The sequence below is a fragment of the Pseudomonas sp. R15(2017) genome (genome assembly GCF_002112685.1).
Taxonomy (GTDB): Bacteria; Pseudomonadota; Gammaproteobacteria; order Pseudomonadales; family Pseudomonadaceae; genus Aquipseudomonas; species Aquipseudomonas glycinae.
Genome location: NZ_NEII01000003.1, coordinates 128718 through 150817 on the forward strand (window position 1 = coordinate 128718; position 22100 = coordinate 150817).

Here is a 22100-nt window from a genome sequence, read left to right on the forward strand (position 1 = left end):
GCCTCAAGGGACGCTCTGCGTCCAGTGACGCGGAGCGTCACGGGCTGCATTCCCACGCGGAGCGTGGGAACGATCAAACACAGCACAAAAAACCACTGCCCGACAGAGGCAGAAAACCTCAATTAACCGTGAGGCAAAAACCGTGATCGAGACCCTGAACCATCTCCCGCACCCGCACGAAAGTGCGGCCGCCCTCGCCGGCCATTTCACCGATCTGGCGCCACCGCTCAACGACCGTCAGGCGCATCTGGAAGCCTCGCGCTGCCTGTATTGCTACGACGCGCCGTGCGTGAATGCATGCCCGAGCGAGATCGACATTCCGTCGTTCATCCGCAATATCCATCAGGACAACGTGCCCGGCGCAGCGCAGAAAATCCTCTCGGCGAACATCCTCGGCGGCAGTTGCGCCCGCGTCTGTCCGACCGAGATCCTCTGCCAGCAAGCCTGCGTGCGCAACAACGCCCACGAATGCGCACCGGTACTGATCGGCCTGCTGCAGCGTTATGCCGTGGACAACGCGAACTTCACCGAACATCCATTCCAGCGCGCCGCCGCGACGGGCAAACGCATCGCCGTGGTCGGTGCCGGCCCGGCGGGTTTGTCCTGCGCGCATCGCAGCGCCATGCACGGTCACGAGGTGGTAATTTTCGAAGCGCGGGAGAAGGCTGGCGGGCTCAACGAATACGGAATCGCCAAGTACAAACTGGTCGACGACTACGCGCAGAAGGAACTGGATTTCCTCCTGCAGATCGGCGGCATCGAAATCCGTCACGGCCAGAAACTCGGTGAGAATCTGACCCTCAGCGAACTGCATCAACAGTTCGACGCGGTGTTCCTCGGCCTCGGCCTGAACGCCAGCAAGCAACTCGGCCTGCCCCACGAAGACGCCCCCGGCCTGCTCGCCGCCACCGACTACATCCGCGAACTGCGCCAGGCCGATGACCTGTCGCAACTGCCGTTGGCCGAACATTGCATCGTCCTCGGTGCCGGCAATACCGCCATCGACATGGCCGTGCAAATGGCCCGCCTCGGCGCCCGCGACGTCAATCTGGTCTATCGCCGTGGCGCGGCAGACATGGGCGCCACCGGCCATGAGCAGGACATCGCCAAAGCCAATCAGGTGCGACTGCTGACCTGGGCCCAACCGGACGAAGTGCTGCTCGACGCTCAAGGCAAGGTGCGCGGCATGCGTTTCGCCCGCACCCATCTGGTGGACGGTCGTCTGCAAACCACTGGCGAAACATTCGAACTGGCCGCCGATGCGATCTTCAAAGCCATCGGTCAGGCCTTCGACGGCAGCGCCCTCGCCGACCCGCTGGCCCGCGAACTCAAGCGTCAGGGCGAACGCATCCAGGTCGATGAAAACCTGCGCACCAGTATCCCCGGCGTGTACGCAGGCGGCGACTGCACCAGCCTCGATCAGGACCTGACCGTGCAAGCGGTGCAACACGGCAAGCGCGCCGCCGAGGCGATCAACGCTCAACTGATGCTCAATGTGGAGGCTGCGTAAATGGCCGATCTCTCGATAGTCTTCGCCGGTATCAAAGCCCCCAATCCGTTCTGGCTGGCCTCCGCGCCACCGACCGACAAAGCCTACAACGTGGTGCGCGCCTTCGAGGCCGGCTGGGGTGGCGTGGTCTGGAAAACCTTGGGTGAAGACCCGGCGGCGGTCAACGTGTCGTCGCGCTACTCGGCGCATTACGGCAACAACCGCGAAGTGCTGGGCATCAACAACATCGAACTGATCACCGACCGCTCGCTGGAAATCAACCTGCGGGAAATCACTCAGGTGAAAAAGGATTGGCCGGATCGCGCGCTGATCGTGTCGCTGATGGTGCCGTGCGTCGAAGAGTCGTGGAAACACATCCTGCCACTGGTGGAGGCCACTGGCGCCGATGGGATCGAGCTGAATTTCGGCTGCCCCCACGGCATGCCCGAGCGCGGCATGGGCGCGGCGGTCGGTCAGGTGCCGGAGTATGTCGAGCAGGTTACGCGCTGGTGCAAGACCTATTGCTCGCTGCCGGTGATCGTCAAACTGACGCCGAACATCACCGACATCCGCGTCGCCGCCCGCGCTGCACACCGGGGCGGCGCCGATGCGGTGTCGCTGATCAACACCATCAACTCGATCACCAGCGTCGACCTCGAACACATGGTCGCCCTGCCCACCGTCGGCAGCAAAAGCACCCACGGCGGTTATTGCGGCTCGGCAGTGAAGCCGATCGCGCTGAACATGGTCGCGGAAATCGCCCGTGATCCACAGACCCAGGGCCTGCCGATCTGCGGCATTGGCGGCATTGGCAGCTGGCGTGACGCGGCGGAGTTCATCGCACTGGGCAGCGGCGCGGTGCAGGTGTGCACGGCGGCGATGCTGCACGGCTTCCGGATCGTCGATGAGATGAAGGATGGCCTGTCGCGGTGGATGGACAGCCAGGGTTACGCCAGCATCGCCGAATTTTCCGGGCGCGCGGTGGGCAATACGACCGACTGGAAGTACCTGGACATCAACTACCAGGTGATCGCGAAGATCGACCAGGCGGCGTGCATCGGTTGCGGGCGTTGCCACATTGCCTGCGAAGACACTTCACACCAGGCGATCAGCAGTCTGAAACAGGCCGATGGCACGCATAAATATGAAGTGATCGATGATGAGTGTGTGGGGTGCAATCTGTGTCAGATCACCTGCCCGGTGGCGGATTGCATCGAGATGGTGCCGATGGAGACGGGCAAGCCGTTCCTGGACTGGAATCATGATCCGCGGAATCCGTATCACGTCAGCCCTTGAATGATCGTTCCCACGCTGAAAGATCGTTCCCACGCTCCGCGTGGGAATGCAGCCATGGACGCTCTGCGTCCGCTTCAGAGCATGACGCAGAGCGTCACCGGAGGCATTCCCACGCGGAGCGTGGGAACGATCAGTTACAAGGCTCAAGGTTCTAATCCGATCCCCCGCAAAATCACGCTGGTCACCGTCTGCACCGCCCGCTCGAACTGCATGTCCGACAACGGCTGGTGCTCATTCAGAATATTTACCTGATGATCAAAGTCCGCATAGTGCTGCGTCGACGCCCAGATCATGTACAACAAACTCGACGGCTCCACCGGCAGAATCCGCTTGTCCTCGACCCACTGCCGGATCTTCGCCTCTTTCATCTTCGCCCAGTCATACAGGCTCACATCCAGGGCCTCGCCGAGGGTTGGCGCGCCGTGGATGATTTCGTTGGCCCAGACTTTCGAACCGTACGGCCGGCTGCGCGAGTGGTTCATCTTGGCGCGGATGTAGCTGCTGAGCACCACACGAGGATCATCGAACATCTCGAAGCACAGCGCGTCCTGCTTCCACACTTCCAGCAGGTCGAACAGCACCGCGCTGTACAGCTCGCTCTTGGTCGAAAAGTAGTAATGCAGGTTGGATCGCGGCAGCTGCACTTCAGCAGCAATGTCCGCCATGGCGGTGCCGCCGAAACCTTTTTCGGCGAAGACTTTTTCCGCCGCCAGCAGGATCTTGTCGACGTTGGTGCGGCGGATTTCGATCTTGTGATTGCCCATGAGGGCTCCCTGAAGACAACGTTGTTGAAGACTAGCATCCGCTCTGGGCACGGGGCGACAGCCGAGAACGATTCTTCACACACTTGGGCTTTTTTCTGGTTTAGGATCGCCCTCCTTCTCCCCGTCAGACACTGAAGGATCTGTCCATGGCCATTCGAAAGCGCGTCGCTGCGGATGATCCGCAGCTCGCCGCACTGTGGGAGCGCTCGGTCCGCGCCACCCACGATTTCCTCCCGGAAGACGACATTCACCGGCTGTTCCCGCTGGTGCGTGACACCTACCTGCCTGCCCTGAATGTGCAGGTTTTCGAGAACCCCGATCACTCCCCGGCAGGCTTCATCGCCACCGACGATGACACTGTGCAGATGCTGTTCATCGACCCGGCTTACCGTGGCCAGGGGATCGGCCGACGTTTGCTCGACCATGTCCGCCGCCCGTTGCTGAAAGTCGACGTCAATGAACAGAACCCGCAAGCCCATGGTTTCTACCGGCACTACGGCTTCGAAGACATCGGCCGCTCGGCACTCGACGGCGAAGGCCGGCCGTTTCCGGTCATTCACATGCGCCTGAAAGCCCTGTGATCCACGTCCTATACTCAGCCCGCCATTTCACTGAAAGGAATCGTTCCATGTCGATGAAAAAACTGTTCACCGCTGGCGCGCTGCTGGCCTCGCTGATCGTCACTTCCCAGGCCTTCGCCCACGCCCATCTGAAAAGTCAGACCCCGGCCGCCGACAGCACCGTCGCCGCACCGGCGGATCTGCGCCTGGTGTTTTCCGAAGGCGTCGAAGCCAGCTTCACCAAAGTCACCGTGACCCACGACGGCAAGCCGGTGGCGGTCAGACCGCTGACCACCGAAGGTGACAAGAAAACCCTGATCGTCACCCCCGAAGCACCGCTGACCGCTGGCGAATACAAGGTCGAATGGCATGCGGTGTCGGTCGACACGCACAAGAGCGAAGGCGCCTATCAGTTCAAGGTTGGCCAGTAATTCATGAGCGAAGCGCTGGTGCTGTGCCGGTTCCTGCATTTCATCGTGGTATTGATGCTGTTCGGGGCCTGGCTGTTCCGGCCGCTGCTGCTCAAGGGTGAAGCGCCGGCGCTGGATCGGCGGCTGGCGCAACTGTCCCGCTGGCTGGTGGCGATTGCCCTGGCCAGCGGCGTCTGTTGGGCGTTGTTGATTACCGCCAGCATGGCCGGTTCGGCGGCTGCGGCGTTTGATCCGGCCACCGTCGAGCTAGTGCTGGGGCACACGTTTTTCGGTCAGGTCTGGCGCTGGCATCTGTTGATCAACGCCTTGTTGCTGGCCTTGCTGTTTACGCCGTGGCGTTCGAACCGGCCATTGCGGTTGGGCCTGAGCGCGCTGCTGCTGATGACGCTGGCACCGGTCGGACACGGCGCGATGCTCGATGGTTTCAGCGGACAGATGCTGATCCTCAATCAATTGATACACCTGACCTGCGTCGGTGCCTGGCTTGGCGGGCTGCTGATGCTGGTGATGATCCTGCGCCAACCTGACAAAAACATTCGCGAAATCCTGCGGCGATTCAGTGGGCTCGGTTACGGGCTGGTCGCCGGCCTGCTGATCACCGGGTTGATCAACGTGCGCGTGCTCACCGGCCAGTGGTGGCCGACACCGCTGTTCTCGGGATTCGCCCTGATCCTGTTGATCAAGGCGCTGCTGGTGTCCGGCATGCTTGCACTGGCGCTGTTCAATCGCCTGCGGATCAACGATTGCGAACAGCGTATGGACACCCTCAAGCGCAGCGTCATGCTCGAATGGCTGCTGGGGATCGGCGCCGTGGCGGCGGTTTCGGTGCTCGGCACCCTGCCGCCGATGATCGCTGCCTGAAGGCTCACCACACATCCCTGTGGGAGCGGGCTTGCCCGCGATCGCGAAATATCAGAAACAGAGATCGTGTAGTGCCGACCCCATCGCGGGCATGCCGGCTCCCACAAATTGATGTGTTGATCAGTGAGGTTGTGTATCACCGGCGGCCGTATCAATGCTGACCACCACCGACATCCCCGGCCGCAAGCGCTCGCTTTCCTGCTGATCCGGATCGATGGTGATGCGCACCGGCACCCGCTGGGCGATTTTCACAAAGTTGCCGGTGGCGTTGTCGGCCTGCAACAACGCGAATTCAGAACCGGTGCCCGGCGAGATGTGCTGCACGTGGCCGGTGAATTTGCGGTGGTTCAAGGCATCGACGGTGAAGCTCGCCGGTTGCCCGACGCGCACGTTGTCCATCTGGGTTTCCTTGAGGTTGGCGATTACCCATTTCTGGTTCGGTACCAGCGCCATCAACTGCGCCCCGGAGTTGACGTAGGCGCCGAGGCGCACGCCGATCTGCCCGAGCTGACCGTCACGCGGGGCGATGATCCGGGTGTTGGACAAGTCGATCCGCGCCAGCTGCACTGCCGCCTCGGCACTTGCCACCGCGGCTTCCAGCGAGCCGCGATTGACGATCACCGTTTGCAGATCCTGCCGGGCGATTTCCAGATTGGCCTTGGCCTGCGCCACCGCCGCAATGCTTTGCGCATTGGCAGCCAGCGCCACGTCCATCTCACGCTTGGACACCGAACCGTCATTGACCAGCGCCTTGTTGCGACGCAGATCCGCCTCGCTTTTACGTAACTGCGCTTCACTGTCGGCCACCACCGCCTGACGTAATTTGATCGTCGCTTCGGCGCTGTTGCGCTGCTGCACGACGTTGGCCAGCGAAGCCTTCTGCACCGCCAGTTGCGCCAGCGATTGGTCGAGGCGTTGCTGATAGATGCGGTCATCAAGACGCACCAGCAAATCCCCTTCCTTCACAAACTGGAAATCCTGCACCGGCACTTCAAACACATAACCGCTGAGCTGCGGACCGATGATCGTCACCTGCCCGCGCACCAAGGCATTTTCAGTGGTCTCGACCGCGCTGCTGAACGGAGGTAGTTGCCAGGCATACAACACGATCAGCACACCGACGATGGCAATCGCGGCAAAGCCCAGCGACGAGATGATCCGCACCCGCAACGAGCGCGGCTCGGTGTTCGGTGATGACGGCGGCGCCACGCCTTCAGGGGTGGCGGCGATGGCATTGGTGGTTGTGGTGGTCGGTTCGGTCATGAAGAGGTGGCACCGCTGGAAGGTACGGAAGATGTCGGGGCGACGGCTCGGGTGGTGCTGATCAGCCACAGCGCACGGATGGAAATCCAGATCATGGTCAGGATCGCGATCACCGCGATCAGCATGAACACATCGTTGTAGGCCAGCACATTGGCTTCGCGGGTGGCGGCGTTGGCCAGGCTGCGGATCCCCGCCAGATGACGCAGGCTCGGATCGGCGATCAGCGAGCCAACCGCCGAGCCCCCGCTTTGCACCCGGGCGGCAACACGCGGGTCGGACATTACCAGTTGCTCGACGATATGGCTGGAATGAAATTTCTCGCGCACGATCTGGAAAGTCCCCAGCAATGCCGCGCCGATCAGGCCGCCGAGGTTGTTGCAGATCCCGAACAACACGGAAAAGCTCACGAGGTTGCGCGGGTTGGTCAGCACGTTGCGCGTGCCCAGCACCATGGTCGGACCGAGGAAGAAGGTACTGCCGAACGCCAGCAGGAACTGGCTGAAATACAGGTTGCCGGGGCGAGTCAGGTTATTTGATGAGCTGTCCAGGATCGAGCCGGTGGCCATCAACGCCAGCGAAATGATCAGGGGCATCAGCAAGTGTTGCGGGTTGATGGTCAGCGCACTGGTGAGCAGCCCGGCAACGCTGCCGATCAGCATGACCACATACAGGCTGTGCAACTGCTGGCTGCTCATGTTCAGGTTTTGCATGAAGCCCACGGCGCCGGTCGATTGCTCCGAGGTCACCATGCGAATCAGGATCACCGCCAGCGCCAGGCGGATCATCACCCCGCTGCCGAGCCAGCGGGTCATCAGCATCGGGTTGCTGCGGTTATGTTCGATAGCCAGCCCCGCGAGAATCAGGGCAATCGATGCGGCCAGGGCGATACCGATCCAGTCGGCCTCCAGCCACCAGTCGATCCTGCCCAGGGACAACACCGCGCACAACAGCGCAACGCCGGTCGCAAGGATCGCGAACGTCAGGAAGTCGAGGGGTTCGAAGGTCTTGAAGCGGTCACCCGGCGGCAGTTTGAGCAACAAGACGCAGCCCAGCGACAGCAGTGCCATGCCCAATTCGAACAGGTACAGGCCGCGCCATTCGGCAATCTGCAGCAAGTCTTCGGAAAACAGCCGCGCCAGCGGCAAGGCCAACTGCGAGGTGCCAAGGCCCAGTACCAATGCCTTCAACCGCCATTTGGCCGGGAACGCCTGCACCATGTAATACAGGCCCAGCGAGCTGAGCGCCGCGCCGACCATGCCGTGGGCCGCGCGCACCGCGACCGCCGAATTCAGGTCATTGACGAACAGATGGCCGAAGGTCACCAGCGCATACAGCACCAGAAACACCTCGGTGAATGCCCGCAGGCCGAACTGCTGGCGAAATTTCACCAGCAGCAGGTTCATCGAGACGTTGGTCATCACGTACGCCGCCGGCAGCCAGGCCATCTCCGCCGTGGTCGCTCCAAGCGCACCTTGCAGGTAAGGCAGGTTGGCGACCACCAGCGCATTGCCCAGACCACCGGTCACCGCGACAAGCACGCCCACCAGCGCATAAGCCAGGCGCTTGGGGTTGGAATGCAGCGGCGTCGAGGGGGAACCGGGCAGACTGGGCTTCTCGTGCGGCTGCCAGTTGCGCGGGGCGTATTGATCCATTGAAAGGCCTTGTCTTGTAGTCGCTTAAGTGTGCCGCAATTCCTGGTCGAACACCTATCCAGTGAGAGAGCAAGCTCACTCCCACAAAAGATTTTGGGTGGATTCGTAAATTCTGTTTAAAAGACATCTCGCCCGCAGCTGATTTTTCCCAAGCGTAGCGGATGCCAACCTTGCCGCACTTCTCAACCTGCAAGGTGCCCGATATGACCACTCCCCGCTGGCAACGCTCCCCGCGTCTGCTGAAAAACCTGCTGGCCGCCACGCTGTTGCTGCCCGCCCTCGCCTTCGCCCAGGAACGCCCATGGCCGGATGGCTCGCAACTGGTGATTTCGGTGTCGATGCAATTCGAAACCGGCGGTCAACCCGAGGGCGCCGAAAGTCCGTTCTCCGGCACACCGCTGCCAAAAGGCTACCCGGATCTACCGGCGCAGACCTGGTTCGATTACGGCTACAAGGAAGGCCTGTGGCGCATGCTCGATCTGTGGGATCGCACCGGCATCAAAGTCACCTCCCACGTGGTCGGCGAAGCGGCGCTCAAGCACCCGGAACTGGCCAAGGCGATCGCCGAGCGCGGTCATGAACTGGCGGCCCACGGCATGCGCTGGGCCGATTCATACAACATGAACTACGCCCAGGAAAAACAGTTCATCGGCGACGGTGTCGCAGCGGTGGAAAAAATCACCGGCCAGCGCTCGGTCGGCTACAACGCCAACTGGCTGCGCCGCAGCCCCAATACGTTGAAGGTGCTGCAGGATCTGAATTTCACCTACCACATTGACGACGTCAGCCGTGACGAGCCGTTCGTGACCATGGTTCGCGGGCGTAAATTCGCCGTGGTGCCATACACCCTGCGCAACAACGACATCGTGCTGGTCGAGGGTCGGCACTTCTCCGCCGAGCAGTTCTACCAGCAACTGGTGCTGGAATTTGATCGCCTCTACGCCGAAGGCGCGAGCAAGCGGCGGATGATGTCGGTGAGTCTGCACGACCGCATCGGCGGCACCCCGGCGATGGTCGAGGCCATGGAGCGCTTCATCCGGTACGCCCAGTCGCATCCGAAGGTGAGTTTCATGCGCAAGGATCAGATCGCGCAGATCGTGCTGACCGAAAAAAATCCCCTGATCGATAACACTGAAGCGCTCTACAACCAATAAACGTGCCGAAAGCAGCCCTCTTCACAGCGCTTTGAGGGCTGCCCGCTCACCCAAAGTCATCGTACGACGCCCTGTTGACATTTCCGGAAAACCTCGCAAATATCCGCAACCATGTTGTACGACGACGTATAACAAATAATAAAAACAACAAATGAAACAGGGAGCGTCACAGTGAGCACACTCGTCTGCAATTCCGTCCGCACGTCCCGTTTTTCTGTCCCCCGCCCGCGTTCCACCTTGAGCCTGATCGGCTGCAGCAGTCTCGCTCTCGTCTTGCCGATGAGTGCCGATGCCGAGGGTTTCCTCGAAGACAGCAAAGCCACCCTGAACCTGCGCAACGCCTACTTCAATCGCAACTTCGTCAACCCCAACTACCCGCAGGGCAAGGCTGAAGAGTGGACACAGAACTTCATCCTCGACGCCAAATCCGGTTTCACTCAGGGCACCGTCGGGTTTGGCCTGGACGTGCTGGGCATGTATTCGCAGAAACTTGATGGCGGCAAAGGCACCGGCGGTACGCAGCTGTTGCCGATCCACGATGACGGGCGCCCGGCGGACAATTTCGGGCGCCTGGGTGTAGCGCTCAAGGCCAAGGTGTCGAAGACCGAATTGAAGGTGGGTGAATGGATGCCGGTGCTGCCCATCCTGCGCTCGGATGATGGTCGATCACTGCCCCAGACCTTTCGCGGCGGCCAGATCACGTCTACCGAAATCAATGGCCTGACCCTTTACGGTGGCCAGTTCCGCGGCAACAGCCCGCGCAACGATGCCAGCATGGAAGACATGTCGATGAACGGCCGAGGCGCCTTCACCTCCGACCGCTTCAACTTCGGCGGCGGCGAATACACCTTCAACGATAAGCGCACGCTCGTCGGTGTGTGGTACGCCGAACTCAGCGACATCTACCAACAGCAGTATTTCAACCTCAGCCACAGTCAGCCACTGGGCGACTGGACACTCGGCGCCAACCTCGGTTTCTTCACCGGCAAGGAGGACGGCAGCGCCCAGGCCGGCGACCTCGACAACAAAACCGCGTTCGCCATGCTTTCGGCCAGGTACGGCGGCAACACGTTCTACATCGGCTTGCAAAAGCTTAGCGGCGACGATGCCTGGATGCGCGTCAATGGCACCAGCGGCGGCACCCTGGCCAACGACAGCTACAACGCCAGTTACGACAACGCGAAGGAGCGCTCCTGGCAGATTCGCCACGACTACAACTTCGTCGTCCTCGGCGTCCCCGGCTTGACGCTGATGAACCGCTACATCAGCGGTGACAACGTGCACATCGGCACCATCACCGATGGCAAGGAATGGGGTCGCGAATCGGAACTGGCCTACACCGTGCAGAGCGGCCCGCTGAAGAACCTCAACGTCAAATGGCGCAACGCGACGATTCGCCGGGACTTCAGCACCAATGAATTCGACGAGAACCGGATCTTCATCAGTTACCCGATTTCCTTGCTGTAAACCCGAACATGGCATGAGCGGAAGGTGAATCAGCCTTCCGTCATTTACACCGAAAGTCGCGTTGACAAGTTCCGGAAACCCTACCGATACTTCAACGCAGTCATACGACAACCTACAACAAACCTAATAACAACGTGTAAGGGATTGCCATGACGTCCACCTCCACCGCCCCAACTCCGTTCAATCGCCTGCTGCTGACCGGCGCCGCCGGTGGCCTGGGCAAAGTCTTGCGCGAACGTCTGCGCCCGTATGCCAACGTGCTGCGCCTGTCGGATATCGCCGCCCTCGCCCCGGCCATCGATGACCGGGAAGAAATCGTGCTCTGCGACCTCGCCGACAAAACCGCCGTGCATCAACTGGTCGAAGGCGTGGATGCGATCCTGCATTTCGGTGGCGTTTCAGTGGAGCGCCCCTTCGAAGAAATCCTCGGCGCCAATATCTGCGGTGTGTTCCATATCTATGAAGCGGCACGCCGCCACGGCGTCAAACGGGTGATCTTCGCCAGTTCCAACCACGTCATCGGTTTCTACAAACAGGATGAGCATCTCGACGCCAGCTCCGCTCGCCGCCCCGATGGCTACTACGGTCTGTCCAAGTCCTACGGCGAAGACATGGCCAGTTTCTACTTCGATCGCTATGGCATCGAAACCGTCAGCATCCGCATCGGCTCGTCGTTTCCCGAACCGCAGAACCGCCGAATGATGCACACCTGGCTCAGCTTCGACGACCTCACCCAATTGCTCGAGCGTTCGCTGTACACCCCCAACGTCGGCCACACCGTGGTTTATGGCATATCCGCCAACAAGGATGTGTGGTGGGACAACCGCTTCGCCAGCCACCTCGGCTTCGAGGCCAAGGACACCTCCGAAGTGTTTCGCGACAAGGTCGAAGCGCAGCCGATGCCCGCCAGCGATGACCCGGCGCGGATCTATCAGGGCGGGGCCTTTGTTGCGGCGGGCCCGTTCGGCGATTGACCGGCGCGTTTCACCTCTCCAACAAAACCAAGGGAATGAGTATGCAAGCCGAATTGATCGTCGACGCCCGCAACGCGGTGGGTGAAAGCCCGGTGTGGGTGCCGCAGGAAAATGCGCTCTACTGGGTCGACATCCCCAACGGTGGCCTGCAACGCTGGGATGCCGACACTGGCCATGTTCACGCCTGGAAGGCTCCCGAGATGCTCGCCTGCCTCGCCCGACACAGCCGGGGCGGCTGGGTGGCCGGCATGGAGAGCGGGTTCTTTCAACTGCGCCCCCACAGCGATGGCAGCCTTGACAGCGACCTGCTCGCGACCGTGGAACACAGCCGCCAGGACATGCGCCTGAACGACGGCCGCTGCGACCGTCAGGGCCGGTTCTGGGCCGGCAGCATGGTGCTGAACATGGGCCTGAATCTGCCCGAGGGCCGGCTCTATCGTTACGGTGCCGGGCAAACAGGCGTGATAGCGGCACAACTTGATGGCTTCATCGTGCCCAATGGTCTGGGCTTCAGCCCGGACGGCAAAACCATGTACCTGTCGGACTCGCACCCGAACGTGCAACTGATCTGGGCTTTCGATTACGACACCGAGACAGGCACACCCTCCAACCGCAGGGTGTTCGTGGACATGAACCATTTTTACGGCCGTCCCGACGGCGCTGCCGTGGATGCCGATGGCTGCTACTGGATCTGCGCCAACGATGTCGGCCTGATCCACCGGTTCACCCCGGAAGGCCGCCTTGACCGCTCGCTGCCGGTACCGGTGAAAAAACCCACCATGTGCGCCTTCGGTGGCAGCCGGATGGACACCTTGTTCGTGACTTCCATCCGCCCCGCCGACGACCAGGACCCGCATTCGCTGGCCGGCGGCGTGTTCGCCCTCAACCCCGGCGTCAAAGGCCTGCCGGAGCCATTGTTCGACGACCTGCTGTAACCCCCTGCTGCATCGCTGTGCCTTGAACACAAAAATAACAAGACTGGAGAACCCCTCATGGACTTCAAACGCACGTTGCTCGCCGCCGCTCTCCCCCTCGCGCTCACCTTCGGCAGCGCCGCCCAGGCGCTGGAAATCAAATTCGCCGACATCCACCCCGCCGGGTATCCGACCGTGGTCGCCGAAGAACAGTTGGGCAAGACCCTGGTTGCCGAAAGTGACGGCAAGCTGACCTTCAAGATGTTCCCTGGCGGCGTACTCGGCTCGGAAAAGGAAGTGGTCGAACAGGCACAGGTCGGCGCCATTCAAATGGCCCGCGTCAGCCTCGGCATCGTCGGCCCGGTGGTGCCGGACGTGAACGTGTTCAACATGCCGTTCGTGTTCCGTGACCAGGCGCACATGCGCAAGATCATCGACGGTGAAATCGGTGACGAGATCCTCGACAAGATCACTCAATCCGAATTCAACCTCGTCGCTCTGGCGTGGATGGACGGCGGCACGCGCAACATCTACACCAAGAAACCGGTGCGCAGCCTTGAAGACCTCAAGGGGATGAAAATCCGCGTGCAGGGCAACCCGATGTTCATCGAAACCATCAACGCCATGGGCGGCAACGGGATCGCCATGGACACCGGCGAAATCTTCAGTGCGCTGCAGACCGGCGTCATCGACGGCGCGGAAAACAACCCACCGACCCTGCTTGAACACAACCACTACCAGAACGCCAAGTTCTACAGCCTGACCGGGCACCTGATCCTGCCCGAACCGATCGTGATGTCGAAAATCACCTGGGAAAAACTCACGCCCGATCAGCAGACGCTGGTGAAAAAAGCCGCCAAGGCTGCACAGGCTCAGGAGCGCACGCTGTGGGACGCCAAGTCCGTCAGCAGCGAGGAAAAACTCAAGGCGGCCGGCGTCGAGTTCATCACCGTCGACAAGAAGCCCTTCTATGAGGCCACCGCCTCGATCCGTGAAAAATACGGCGCGCCCTACGCCGACCTGATCAAGCGCATCGAAGCCGTTCAGTAAACCTCCCAGCCCTTTGCAAAAGGCCCGGCAGCGCTGACGTCGCCTGATGTCCGCGCATGCCCGGTTACGGTGGAACCCGATGAAGAATTTGCTGCTGCGCATCAATGACCGGATCTACATGGCCTGCATCTGGGTCGCCGGTCTGTCGGTGCTGACCATTTCCCTGATCATCCCCTGGGGCGTGTTCGCCCGTTACGTCCTCGGCACAGGTTCGAGCTGGCCGGAGCCCACCGCCATCCTGCTGATGATGGTCTTCACTTTCATCGGCGCCGCCGCCAGCTATCGCGCCGGCGCGCACATGGCAGTGGCGATGGTCACCGACCGCCTGCAACCAAAGATGCGCCGAACCATGAGCATCGTTTCGCAAGTGCTCATGGGCACCATCTGCCTGTTCATGACCATCTGGGGCACCAAGCTGTGCCTGTCGACGTGGAACCAGTTCATGAGCGCCCTGCCGACATTGCGGGTCGGCATCACTTACATGCCGATCCCGATTGGCGGTGCGCTGACGCTGGTTTTCGTACTGGAAAAACTCTTGCTCGGCGATCAAAGCAATCGCCGCGTGGTGCGGTTCGACCTGGTTGAAGAAAACGAAGGGGCTGCCTGATGGACGCATTGATTCTGCTGGGCAGTTTTATCGCACTGATCCTGATCGGCATGCCGGTTGCCTATGCCCTCGGGCTGTCGGCGCTGATCGGCGCGTGGTGGATCGACATCCCATTCCAGGCCTTGATGATTCAGGTGGCGGGCGGGGTGAACAAATTCTCGCTGCTGGCGATTCCGTTCTTTGTGCTGGCCGGCGCGATCATGGCCGAGGGCGGCATGTCTCGGCGGCTAGTGGCGTTCGCCGGGGTCCTGGTGGGCTTCGTGCGTGGCGGGCTGTCGCTGGTCAACATCATGGCCTCGACCTTTTTCGGCGCGATTTCCGGCTCGTCGGTGGCCGACACCGCGTCGGTGGGTTCGGTGCTGATCCCGGAAATGGAGCGCAAGGGCTACCCTCGGGAATTCTCCACAGCGGTCACCGTCAGCGGTTCGGTACAAGCCCTGCTGACCCCGCCGAGTCACAACTCGGTGCTCTACTCGCTGGCGGCCGGCGGCACCGTTTCCATTGCGTCGCTGTTCATGGCCGGCGTGGTGCCGGGCCTGCTGATGAGCGCGTGCCTGATGGTGTTGTGTCTGATTTTTGCGCGCAAACGCGACTACCCCAAGGGCGAAGTGATCCCGCTGCGCGAAGCCCTGAAGATCTGCGGCGAAGCCTTGTGGGGCCTGATGGCGATGGTGATCATTCTCGGCGGGATTCTGTCGGGGATCTTCACGGCCACCGAGTCGGCGGCCATTGCCGTGCTGTGGTCGTTTTTCGTCACCATGTTCATCTACCGCGACTACAAATGGAGTGAGCTGCCGAAATTGATGCATCGCACGGTGCGCACCATTTCCATCGTGATGATTCTGATCGGCTTCGCCGCCAGTTTCGGCTACATCATGACCCTGATGCAGATCCCGGCGAAGATCACCACGCTGTTCCTGACCCTGTCCGACAACCGCTACGTGATCCTGATGTGCATCAACGTCATGCTGCTGTTGCTCGGCACCGTGATGGACATGGCACCGCTGATCCTGATCCTCACACCGATCCTGATGCCGGTGATTCTCGGTATCGGCGTCGACCCGGTGCAGTTCGGCATGATCATGCTGGTCAACCTCGGTATAGGCCTGATAACGCCGCCGGTGGGCGCCGTGCTGTTCGTGGGTTCGGCGGTGGGCAAAGTCAGTATCGAAAGCACGGTGAAGGCGCTGCTGCCGTTCTACGCCGTGCTGTTCCTGGTGCTGATGCTGGTGACCTACGTTCCGGCGCTGTCGCTGTGGTTACCGCACCTGGTGTTGTAACGCGATCACTGTGGCGAGGGCGCTTGCTCCCTCGCCACAGGTGTTGTCTCACGCCCGCAGCAACATGTAAGCCGCAACCACCAGGCACACACTGGCAAACCCCACATGCAACGTCCTCGCCGGCACCCGCGCGCAGAGTTTGCGGCCGATGATCATGCCGACGATGCTCGCTACGATGAACGACGCACCCAGATGATCGATCCGCACCCCGGCATGGAACGCACCGATTACGCCGATGGCGGAAATCAGGCTGATGACCATCAGTGAAGTGGCGACGATGCCGCGCATCTGCACATCGGTCAGTTGCTTGAACGCCGGCACGATCAGAAACCCGCCGCCAACCCCCAGCAACCCGGACACCACACCCGTGACCGCGCCCAGTGCCGCGAGGGTCGCGGTGCATTTGGCGGTCCAGTCGAAACGGCCGGTCTGCTCATTGAGCATGCAGTTCTTCTGGCCCCAACTGGCGTGGCCATGATCGCTTGGCCCCTGCTGCTGGCGTTCGCGGCGCAGCATGCGCCACGCCACCATCACCATCAGCAGGCTGAACAGAATCATCAAAACCTTTTCCGGCAACTGATGGGCGAAGTAGATGCCCACTGGCGAAAACACCGCGCCGAGCGCTGCAATCAGCAGCGCCGCGCGATAGCGCACCAGACCGTGACGCAAACCATCGATCGCGCCGACCGCCGCCGCGCTGCCCACTGCAAACAACGCCACCGGCGCCGCCTGCGTCATCGTCCAGCCCAGCCCGAGCACCAGCGCCGGTACGGCGAGAATCCCGCCGCCGGCCCCGGTCAGACCGAGGATCAATCCCATCACCACGCCAAACAGACTTGCCAGCAACATAGAGTGTTCTCAGTCGACCCTGGACAGACGCGTCAGCCATTCGCGGCCCTTGAGCATGCCGTTCCAGTAGAACCACGGCAGCAGCGTCGCCTTCAGCCACCACGCGGAGCGGCGCGGCACGGTCGGGTCGAGGGGAAAGGTCGGCAACAATTTTCCGCCGTAGCCGAACTCGGCGAGGATCACCTTGCCCTTCTCTACCGTCAGCGGGCAGGAACCATAGCCGTCGTACTTCAGCGGCAGCGCCAGTTCTTTGCGCAGGGCCAGCAGGTTTTCCGCCACCACCACGACCTGCTTGCGCACTGCCGCGGCGGTTTTCGCATTGGTGGTGCCGCAGATATCGCCCAAGGCAAACACTTCCGGATAGCGCGGGTGTTGCAGCGTGTGCGGGTTGACCTCGCACCAGCCGGCGGCGTCGGCCAGCGGACTTTGCGCAATGAAATCCGGTGAAACCTGCGGCGGGACGACGTGCAACAAATCGAAAGTCTTGGCCTGACGGGTAACGTTGCCGTCCGCATCCTTGACGTCGAACCAGGCAGTTTTCGCCGGGCCGTCGACCTTCACCAGATTGGAATTGAATGCCAGCCGCGCGTTGTATTTCTCGATGTACTTCATCAGCGGCGGTACGAAGGTCGGCACGCCGAACAGCGCGGCACCGGCCAGATTGAACTCGACATCGACCTGACTCAGCACGTTGCGCTTGAGCCAGTGATCGCAGGACAAGTACAGCGCCTTTTGCGGCGCGCCGGCACACTTGATCGGGATCGGCGGCTGGGTGAACAGCGCTTTGCCGCCGCCCAGTTTCTGCACCTGATCCCAGGTGTATTGCGCGTGCTGATAGCTGTAGTTGGAGGTGACGCCGTGCTGGCCGAGACTGTCCTGCAGGCCTTCGATCTTCTCCCACGCCAGGCGCAGGCCGGGGCAGACGATCAGGTTCTGATAGGTAATGGTGCGTTGATCGTTGAGGGTGAGACGGCGCTGGTCGGGGTCGATGCCGGTCACGGCGGCCTGAATCCAGGTGGCCTGGCGCGGCATCACTTTGTTCATCGGTCGGGCGGTGTCTTTGGCGTCATAGGCGCCACCGCCGACCAGCGTCCACGCCGGTTGGTAGTAATGCAGGGTGCTCGGCTCGATCACCGTGATTTTCAGGCCGGGATCGCGCTTGAGCAGGCTCGCGACAAAACCGATGCCGGCAGTGCCGCCGCCGATGACCACGATGTCCGCACTGATGGATGGGCCCCAGTGTTGATCGTTCATTGTTTGTTCCTTATGGCTGCACGCAAGGATAGCCGGGTCTATTGCGCCCAGCTTTTGAGCACGGCTCCGCAGTAGAGTCCGGAGAGGGTTTTCATCACCTGGATCACTTCGTGACTGGCGAGACCGTAAAAAATGTACTTGCCTTCACGACGGGTCGCGACCAGCCCTTCATCACGCAGGATGCCCAGTTGCTGGGACAGGGTCGGCTGACGCACGCCGGTCATTTTCTCCAGTTCGCCGACGTTGCGCTCGCCCTGGGTCAACTGGCACAGGATCAACAGCCGATCCTCGTTGGCCAAGGCCTTGAGCAGCGAACAGGCCTTGGAGGCCGAGGCGCGCAGTTGCGCCACTTCACATTCGGTCAGACTGGATTGCATTTGCAGGATGCCTTCAACGTCACTTAAGCTGCGGACATTATGTGTTTACATAAAGTGTTGCAACCCTGACTTCCCACCTTCCCGCACAGGACCGTGTTCATGCCCGCGCTGATTGAAGCTTTCCTCGACCCCGCCTCTTCGACCTACAGCTATGTGGTCTACGAGGCCGACGGCGGGCAGTGCGCGATCGTTGACCCGGTGCTCGATTACGACGGCGCCGCCGGCCGCACCTGCACGGCTCAGGCGGACAGGATCATCGCCTTCGTGCGTGCCCATCACTTGCAAGTGCAATGGCTGCTGGAAACCCATGCCCACGCCGATCACCTGTCCGCCGCGCCCTACCTGCGCCGGGAACTGGGCGGGAAAATCGCCATTGGCGAATCGATCAGCAAAGTGCAGAACGTGTTCAAGGCACTGTTCAACCTGGAACCGGAATTTCGCGTCGACGGCTCGCAGTTCGATCACCTGTTCGCACCGAACGAATCGTTCAGGATCGGCAATCTCAAGGCCACCGCCCTGCATGTCCCCGGCCACACCCCGGCGGACATGGCCTACCTGATCGATGGCGAACAAATCCTGGTCGGCGACACGCTGTTCATGCCCGACGTCGGCACCGCCCGTTGCGACTTCCCAGGTGGCAACGCCCATCAGTTGTTCAATTCAATTCAAAAGCTGCTGGCCTTCCCTGCCAGCGTGAAGCTCTATGTCTGCCACGACTATCCGCCGCAAGGCCGCGACTCGCAGTGCCAGACCACCGTCGGCGAGCAGCGTAAAAGCAATATCCATGTACATGACGGCGTCGACGAAGCCGCGTTCGTCGAGATGCGTACCAAGCGCGATGCAGGACTGGGAATGCCGACGCTGTTGCTGCCGGCGATTCAGGTGAACGTGCGAGCAGGAAATCTGCCGCCGGCTGAAGGCAATGGCGTCGTCTACCTGAAGATCCCTATCAACTCCGTGTAAGAAAAAATCATTGAGGGAACTCAAAACAAGAGTATTCGTACCTGTCACGTCGAATGCCATGAGCTGGGCGTAATCTCCGCGGGCAGGCAGACTTCATTGGGCAATCAACCCATGGAGATTTGGCAATATGGATATTCGCCGTAACCACCGGGATCTGTCCCGGGAAGAGAAATCCGCCTTCATCAACGCAGTCCTCAGGCTGAAAAACAACGTCAACAGCGTGCTGCGTCCCGGTCAGCAAAGCCGTTACGATGACTTCGTTCAGATCCACAAAAACTCAATGGGACGTGGCAATCCGCTCGCACCCAGCCCTCATCAAAGCCCCTTGTTTTATCCGTGGCACCGGGTCCTGATCCGCCAGTTCGAACTGGCGCTGCAGGCCGCCGCCGATGACCCTCGCATCACACTGCCCTACTGGAACTGGCAAATCGGCGGCGCCGACAATCCATTCACCTCGGACTTCATGGGCGGCAACGGTGACAATACCCAGAATCAGCTGGTAACCAGCGGACCCTTTTCCAATAACCAGTCGCCATTCATCGTCTCGGTATGGGACGAGGGTGTCGGTGATGCGGGCTTGCGTCGCAATCTCGGGGCTGCCGGCGCCTTGCCGTCACCAGAAACCGTCATCTCGGCCCTGAACAGAACGTCCTATTGGATGGAGCCGGGCGGTTGGGAAAACTTTTCCGAACGTGAACTGCACAATCCCGTGCATGCCTGGATCGGAGGCAACATGATGGAGGCATCCTCCCCCAATGACCCGATATTCTTCCTGCATCATTGTTATCTGGATCTGCTCTGGGAGCGCTGGAAACACCAGCATCCGAACGTTCCCTCTTTCCCGCAGGAGGAACTGAGCAACTCGACACTGGTCTTTCACCCCGAAAACGAACTCGCTCCGTGGCCTCAAAGCTTCACCATTGAGCAGACTCTTTTTACCGAAGAACTGGGTTATCGATATGAATACCTGTGAACGGCACCGGATTCAGTTGCCCAGCGTCAAACCGTTCGCCGGCAGCGGCAATGCCGTCTTATAGCGCACCTGCTTGAGCGCAAAACTTGACCGAATGTTGGCCACGCCCGGCACCTTGGTCAGAAAGTCCATCATGAAGCGTTCGAGCGACTGAATGGTCGGCACCAGCACCCGGATCAAGTAGTCAGGGTCGCCGGCCATCAGGTAGCACTCCATGACTTCGGGACGATCGGAAATGGCTTCTTCGAAATGCTGCAGCGCTTCCTCTACCTGCTTCTCGAGACTGACGTGGATAAACACGTTGACGTGCAGTCCCAGCAGATCGGCATCGAGCAGGGTCACCTGCTCGCGGATCAGCCCCAGCTCTTCCATCGCCTTGACCCGGTTGAAGCACGGCGTCGGCGACAGATTGACCGAACGGGCCAGGTCGGCGTTGGTGATGCGCGCGTTCTCCTGAAGGCTGTTGAGAATGCCGATGTCGGTACGGTCCAGTTTGCGCATGAGACAAAACCACCTGTTTTTTATGTTTATGCAGAATTTCTATCTGCAAATGATCTTCAGCGCAACGAAACAGAGAGAAATATTCTTCTTGCCCGGGCCTATGATTGTTGTAGGACAAGATTTCTTTTATCGAAGAATGACTGCCAGCTCACTACAAGAAATTCACAAGATCGAGCGTAGAAGCCATGACCCAAGCGTATGAACCGCTGCGTCTGCACGTCCCTGAACCCTCGGGCCGCCCAGGCTGCAAAACCGACTTCTCCTACCTGCATCTGACCGATGCGGGCACGGTGCGTAAACCTTCCATCGACATTGAACCCGCCGACACCGCCGACCTGGCCCGTGGCCTGATTCGCGTGCTCGACGACCAGGGCAACGCCCTCGGCCCATGGGCTGAAAACGTGCCGGTCGAGATCCTGCGCAAAGGCATGCGCGCCATGCTCAAGACCCGGATCTACGACAACCGCATGGTGGTTGCCCAGCGTCAGAAAAAAATGTCGTTCTACATGCAGAGTCTTGGCGAAGAAGCCATTGGCAGTGCCCAGGCCCTGGCCTTGAACATCGACGACATGTGCTTCCCAACCTACCGCCAGCAAAGCATTCTGATGGCTCGCGACGTGCCATTGGTCGACCTGATCTGCCAACTTCTGTCCAACGAGCGCGACCCGCTCAAGGGCCGTCAGCTGCCGATCATGTATTCGGTCAAGGACGCCGGTTTCTTCACTATTTCCGGCAATCTCGCCACCCAGTTCATTCAAGGCGTGGGCTGGGGCATGGCCTCGGCGATCAAGGGCGACACCAAAATCGCCTCGGCCTGGATCGGCGACGGCGCCACCGCCGAATCTGACTTCCACACCGCCCTCACCTTCGCTCACGTCTATCGTGCGCCGGTGATCCTCAACGTGGTCAACAACCAGTGGGCGATCTCGACGTTCCAGGCCATCGCCGGTGGTGAAGCCACCACCTTCGCCGGACGCGGTGTCGGTTGCGGCATCGCCTCGCTGCGGGTGGATGGCAACGATTTCTACGCAGTCTATGCCGCCTCCGCTTGGGCTGCCGAACGCGCCCGCCGCAACCTCGGCCCGACCATGATCGAATGGGTCACCTACCGCGCCGGCCCGCACTCAACCTCCGATGATCCGTCCAAATACCGTCCTGCCGACGACTGGAGCCACTTCCCGCTGGGCGATCCGATTGCCCGCCTGAAACAGCACCTGATCAAGGTTGGCCACTGGTCGGAGGAAGAGCACGCCGCCGTCAGCGCCGAGCTGGAAGCCGAAGTGATCGCCGCACAGAAACAGGCCGAGCAGTACGGCACCCTGGCCGGTGGCCAGATTCCAAGCGCCGCGACCATGTTCGAAGACGTCTACAAAGAGATGCCGGAGCACTTGAAGCGCCAGCGTCAGCAGTTGGGGATCTGA

22 protein-coding genes are annotated in these 22100 nt (G+C 60.9%); 15 read left to right on the plus strand and 7 right to left on the minus strand.

Annotated elements, in window-relative coordinates:
- The first annotated feature begins 142 nt into the window (after positions 1-142).
- The gene (locus CAF77_RS07465) at positions 143-1510 is read left to right on the plus strand and encodes an NAD(P)-dependent oxidoreductase (RefSeq protein ID WP_085654262.1); all 1368 of its coding nucleotides are present in this window, start codon (positions 143-145) and stop codon (positions 1508-1510) included.
- Complete coding sequence (gene preA, locus CAF77_RS07470) at positions 1511-2785, plus strand: NAD-dependent dihydropyrimidine dehydrogenase subunit PreA (protein ID WP_064380523.1); 1275 nt, start codon at positions 1511-1513, stop codon at positions 2783-2785.
- Positions 2786-2928: 143 nt separating this feature from the next.
- Here the strand turns inward: preA and CAF77_RS07475 are convergent, their stop codons facing one another.
- Positions 2929-3549, minus strand: a complete 621-nt coding sequence (locus CAF77_RS07475; protein WP_007952885.1) for a TetR/AcrR family transcriptional regulator — start codon at positions 3547-3549, stop codon at positions 2929-2931.
- 146 nt (positions 3550-3695) lie between these two features.
- Between CAF77_RS07475 and CAF77_RS07480 the strand changes: the two genes are divergently transcribed.
- The 3 genes from CAF77_RS07480 to copD are packed head-to-tail and all read left to right on the plus strand — an operon-like array spanning position 3696 to position 5401.
- Complete coding sequence (locus CAF77_RS07480) at positions 3696-4130, plus strand: GNAT family N-acetyltransferase (protein ID WP_085654263.1); 435 nt, start codon at positions 3696-3698, stop codon at positions 4128-4130.
- A 47-nt stretch (positions 4131-4177) separates the two neighbouring features.
- Positions 4178-4540, plus strand: a complete 363-nt coding sequence (copC, locus tag CAF77_RS07485) for a copper homeostasis periplasmic binding protein CopC (protein WP_085654264.1) — start codon at positions 4178-4180, stop codon at positions 4538-4540.
- A 3-nt stretch (positions 4541-4543) separates the two neighbouring features.
- The gene (copD, locus tag CAF77_RS07490; protein ID WP_085654265.1) at positions 4544-5401 is read left to right on the plus strand and encodes a copper homeostasis membrane protein CopD; all 858 of its coding nucleotides are present in this window, start codon (positions 4544-4546) and stop codon (positions 5399-5401) included.
- A 120-nt stretch (positions 5402-5521) separates the two neighbouring features.
- Here copD and CAF77_RS07495 read toward each other — a convergent pair whose 3' ends face one another.
- Both CAF77_RS07495 and CAF77_RS07500 read right to left on the minus strand, forming a co-directional pair.
- The gene (locus CAF77_RS07495; protein WP_064380532.1) at positions 5522-6664 is read right to left on the minus strand and encodes an HlyD family secretion protein; all 1143 of its coding nucleotides are present in this window, start codon (positions 6662-6664) and stop codon (positions 5522-5524) included.
- A complete protein-coding gene (locus CAF77_RS07500; RefSeq protein WP_085654266.1) occupies positions 6661-8316 on the minus strand; it encodes an MFS transporter in 1656 nt (551 codons plus the stop codon). The genes CAF77_RS07495 and CAF77_RS07500 overlap by 4 nt, the downstream gene beginning before the upstream one ends.
- Positions 8317-8519: 203 nt before the next feature.
- Here CAF77_RS07500 and CAF77_RS07505 point away from each other — a divergent pair, with 203 nt between their 5' ends.
- From CAF77_RS07505 to CAF77_RS07535, 7 genes are all read left to right on the plus strand, one after another.
- Positions 8520-9470 (plus strand): polysaccharide deacetylase family protein, encoded by a 951-nt coding sequence (locus tag CAF77_RS07505; RefSeq protein WP_064380537.1) that lies wholly within the window; start codon positions 8520-8522, stop codon positions 9468-9470.
- 171 nt (positions 9471-9641) lie between these two features.
- On the plus strand, positions 9642-10937 hold the full coding sequence (locus CAF77_RS07510) for an OprD family porin (protein ID WP_064380538.1): 1296 nt from the start codon (positions 9642-9644) through the stop codon (positions 10935-10937).
- 149 nt (positions 10938-11086) lie between these two features.
- Entirely contained in the window at positions 11087-11911 is an 825-nt protein-coding gene (locus tag CAF77_RS07515) for an NAD(P)-dependent oxidoreductase (RefSeq protein ID WP_064380539.1), read from the plus strand.
- A 41-nt stretch (positions 11912-11952) separates the two neighbouring features.
- Entirely contained in the window at positions 11953-12846 is an 894-nt protein-coding gene (locus tag CAF77_RS07520) for an SMP-30/gluconolactonase/LRE family protein (protein WP_064380541.1), read from the plus strand.
- A gap of 57 nt (positions 12847-12903) precedes the next feature.
- Positions 12904-13875: a TRAP transporter substrate-binding protein gene (locus CAF77_RS07525; RefSeq protein ID WP_064380543.1), complete on the plus strand. Its 972-nt coding sequence runs from the start codon at positions 12904-12906 to the stop codon at positions 13873-13875.
- A 79-nt stretch (positions 13876-13954) separates the two neighbouring features.
- Positions 13955-14482, plus strand: coding sequence for a TRAP transporter small permease (locus tag CAF77_RS07530; protein WP_064380544.1), 528 nt, complete (start codon positions 13955-13957; stop codon positions 14480-14482).
- Positions 14482-15762: a TRAP transporter large permease gene (locus CAF77_RS07535; protein WP_011334824.1), complete on the plus strand. Its 1281-nt coding sequence runs from the start codon at positions 14482-14484 to the stop codon at positions 15760-15762. The genes CAF77_RS07530 and CAF77_RS07535 overlap by 1 nt, the downstream gene beginning before the upstream one ends.
- A 48-nt stretch (positions 15763-15810) precedes the next feature.
- On the opposite strand, the gene CAF77_RS07540 is transcribed toward CAF77_RS07535, so the two are convergent.
- The 3 genes from CAF77_RS07540 to CAF77_RS07550 are packed head-to-tail and all read right to left on the minus strand — an operon-like array spanning position 15811 to position 18242.
- Positions 15811-16611 carry a sulfite exporter TauE/SafE family protein gene (locus tag CAF77_RS07540; protein ID WP_064380546.1) on the minus strand — a complete coding sequence of 267 codons (801 nt, stop codon included), beginning with the start codon at positions 16609-16611 and terminating at the stop codon, positions 15811-15813.
- Between the two features lie 9 nt (positions 16612-16620).
- A complete protein-coding gene (locus tag CAF77_RS07545; protein WP_064380549.1) occupies positions 16621-17865 on the minus strand; it encodes an FAD/NAD(P)-binding oxidoreductase in 1245 nt (414 codons plus the stop codon).
- A gap of 38 nt (positions 17866-17903) precedes the next feature.
- Positions 17904-18242 carry a helix-turn-helix transcriptional regulator gene (locus CAF77_RS07550; RefSeq protein ID WP_007952897.1) on the minus strand — a complete coding sequence of 113 codons (339 nt, stop codon included), beginning with the start codon at positions 18240-18242 and terminating at the stop codon, positions 17904-17906.
- Between the two features lie 99 nt (positions 18243-18341).
- Between CAF77_RS07550 and CAF77_RS07555 the strand changes: the two genes are divergently transcribed.
- Both CAF77_RS07555 and CAF77_RS07560 read left to right on the plus strand, forming a co-directional pair.
- The gene (locus CAF77_RS07555) at positions 18342-19205 is read left to right on the plus strand and encodes an MBL fold metallo-hydrolase (protein WP_064380551.1); all 864 of its coding nucleotides are present in this window, start codon (positions 18342-18344) and stop codon (positions 19203-19205) included.
- 127 nt (positions 19206-19332) lie between these two features.
- On the plus strand, positions 19333-20178 hold the full coding sequence (locus CAF77_RS07560; RefSeq protein ID WP_064380553.1) for a tyrosinase family protein: 846 nt from the start codon (positions 19333-19335) through the stop codon (positions 20176-20178).
- Between the two features lie 12 nt (positions 20179-20190).
- Here CAF77_RS07560 and bkdR read toward each other — a convergent pair whose 3' ends face one another.
- A complete protein-coding gene (gene bkdR / locus CAF77_RS07565; protein ID WP_007915088.1) occupies positions 20191-20679 on the minus strand; it encodes a Bkd operon transcriptional regulator BkdR in 489 nt (162 codons plus the stop codon).
- A 185-nt stretch (positions 20680-20864) separates the two neighbouring features.
- Here bkdR and CAF77_RS07570 point away from each other — a divergent pair, with 185 nt between their 5' ends.
- Complete coding sequence (locus CAF77_RS07570) at positions 20865-22100, plus strand: 3-methyl-2-oxobutanoate dehydrogenase (2-methylpropanoyl-transferring) subunit alpha (RefSeq protein WP_064380555.1); 1236 nt, start codon at positions 20865-20867, stop codon at positions 22098-22100.